This is a genomic window from Azoarcus taiwanensis (assembly GCF_012910885.1).
Classification (GTDB): Bacteria; Pseudomonadota; Gammaproteobacteria; order Burkholderiales; family Rhodocyclaceae; genus Azoarcus_F; species Azoarcus_F taiwanensis.
Genome location: NZ_WTVM01000232.1, coordinates 1 through 2569 on the forward strand (window position 1 = coordinate 1; position 2569 = coordinate 2569).

Consider the following 2569-nt stretch of genomic DNA (forward strand, 5'->3'; position numbering starts at 1 on the left):
TGAAGTGGCACCGCTCGGCGTGCTCGCCCTGCTTGCCGGCGTTGAACTCGGACACCGGGCGGTGGTAGCCCATGACGCGCGTCCAGACTTCGCAGCGCTGGCGTTCGTGGTCCTGCAGGGGGAGGTGTTCGGTAGTCGGGGACATGGTCGCTCCTTAGGTTGTGGGTAAGAGAATCAGTGGGCCTGCCCGCGGCGGGCGAGGAGTTCCTCGTCGCACTTGGGGCAGAACTCGTGTTCACCTGCGAGATAGCCGTGCTTCGGGCAGATCGAGAAGGTCGGCGTCACGGTGATGTAGGGCAGACGGAAGCGGGTGAGCGCGGTGCGCACGAGCTGCCGGCAGGCCTCGGGGGTGGAGATGCGCTCGCGCATGTAGAGGTGCAGCACGGTGCCGCCGGTGTAGCGGGTCTGCAGGTCGTCCTGGCGCAGCAGCGCCTCGAAGGGGTCGTCGGTGAAGCCCACCGGTAGCTGCGAGGAGTTGGTGTAGTAGGGCTGCTCCGCGGTGCCGGCCTGCAGGATGCCGGGCCAGCGCTTGCGGTCTTCCCTGGCGAAGCGGTAGGTCGTGCCTTCGGCCGGGGTGGCCTCCAGGTTGTAGAGGTTACCGGTCGCCTCCTGGTAGTCGCGCATCTTGTCGCGCAGCCGGTCGAGCAGGCGCAGCGCCAGGGCGTGGCCTTGCGGATCGGTGATGTCGTGTTCGCCGCGGCTGAAGTTGCGCACCATCTCGTTGATGCCGTTCACCCCGATGGTCGAGAAGTGGTTGCGCAGCGTACCAAGGTAGCGCCGGGTGTAGGGGAAGAGGCCGTCGTCCATCAGCCGCTGCACGACCTTGCGCTTGATCTCCAGGCTGTCGCGGGCCATGTCGGCGAGGCGGTCGAGCTGCGCGAAGAGCGCCGCTTCATCGCCCGCATGCACATGGCCGAGGCGTGCGCAGTTGATCGTCACCACACCGATCGAGCCGGTCTGTTCGGCCGAGCCGAACAACCCGTTGCCGCGTTTGAGGAGCTCGCGCAGGTCGAGCTGCAGGCGGCAGCACATCGAGCGGACATGGTTCGGCTTCATGTCCGAGCTGAGGAAGTTCTGGAAGTACGGCAGACCGTACTTGGCGGTCATCGCGAACAGGCGCTCGGCGTTGTCCGACTCCCACGGAAAATCCGGGGTGATGTTGTAGGTCGGGATCGGGAAGGTGAACACCCGTCCGCGTGCGTCGCCCGCGGTCATCACCTCGATGTAGGCGCGGTTGATCAGATCCATCTCGGCCTGCAGATCGCCGTAGCGGAAGAGCATCTCCTCGCCGCCGATCACCGGCACCTGCTCGCGCAGATCCTCCGGGCACACCCAGTCGAAGGTGAGATTGGTGAACGGGGTCTGGGTGCCCCAGCGCGAGGGCACGTTGAGGTTGTAGATGAACTCCTGCAGACCCTGGCGCACCGCCTCGAAGGACAACCCGTCCTTGCGCACGAAGGGCGCGAGGTAGGTGTCGAAGGAGCTGAACGCCTGCGCCCCGGCCCATTCGTTCTGCAGGGTGCCGAGGAAGTTCACCATCTGCCCCAGCGCACTGGAGAAATGCCGCGGCGGCGTCGCTTCCGGCTTGCCCGGCACGCCGTTGAAGCCTTCGAACAGCAACTGGCGCAGCGACCAGCCCGCGCAGTAGCCGCACAGCATGTCGAGGTCGTGTACGTGCAGGTCGGCGTCGCGATGCGCCTGGCCAATCTCGGGCGGATACACGTGCGACAGCCAGTAGTTGGCTACCACCTTGCCCGAGACGTTGAGGATCAGCCCGCCCAGCGAGTAGCCCTGGTTCGCATTGGCGCGCACGCGCCAGTCGGAGCGGCCGACGTATTCGTCCACCGCGGCGGCGACGTCGACCAAAGTACGGTGGTCCTCACGTAGGCGCCGGTGCTGGTCGCGGTAGGCGACGTATGCGCGGAAGGTGGCGAGATGGTTCGCATCGACCAGGGTCTGTTCGACCACGTCCTGCACCTGCTCGACGCTCGGCGCCGAACCACCATGGCGATGGCGCAACACCTTGAGCACGCGAGCGGTCAGCAGCTGCGCCTCGTCGTCGTCGAACTCTCCGGACGCGGCACCAGCGCGGGTCAGCGCCGAGGCGATACGCGCCGGCTCGAAAGGGGTGTCGCGACCGTCGCGCTTGACGATGCGCGCGGGCAGCGCTGGCGACGCCGCGTTCGGCCTGCGGTCTACAACGCTTTCGGATTCGTTCGAGTACAAAGCGGTTCTCCTGGTCGGGGGGCGGAGAACCGAAGACGCAGGAGCAATACCGGGCGGGTTTCGCCTCGGGCAGGACCCGTCGTGACGGACGACTTGCGCACGGCGACCAGCAACATGCTCGAACCTCTCTCCGGGGACACCCCGCCCCATCGTTGGTGGAAAGACGTTGAGGCAGGTCTCCTGGCTCTCGACTCGGACACGCTTGGTCGGCCTTCCCGGACAGCAGCCAGTGGCACGGGTGACGAAGCGCTCGTCGATCACAGTTGCGGGGGCAGCTCCGGTTTTGAGGTCATCGACCCGGTACCGGATTCCCTTTCAATCCCCGGAAGGGGAACCATCAACG

General features: G+C 66.3%; 2 protein-coding genes and 1 riboswitch. Both genes read right to left on the reverse strand.

Annotated features, from left to right (window positions below; all coding sequences use genetic code 11):
* Positions 1-145, reverse strand: a 145-nt coding sequence (nrdD, locus tag GPA21_RS21225; protein WP_168989791.1) for an anaerobic ribonucleoside-triphosphate reductase, incomplete at its 3' end; no start/stop codon positions are given.
* A 29-nt stretch (positions 146-174) separates the two neighbouring features.
* Complete coding sequence (locus GPA21_RS19820; protein WP_281355974.1) at positions 175-2226, reverse strand: ribonucleoside triphosphate reductase; 2052 nt, start codon at positions 2224-2226, stop codon at positions 175-177.
* Positions 2227-2380: 154 nt separating this feature from the next.
* A riboswitch (cobalamin riboswitch) is annotated at positions 2381-2569 on the reverse strand. This riboswitch is flagged as partial in the annotation.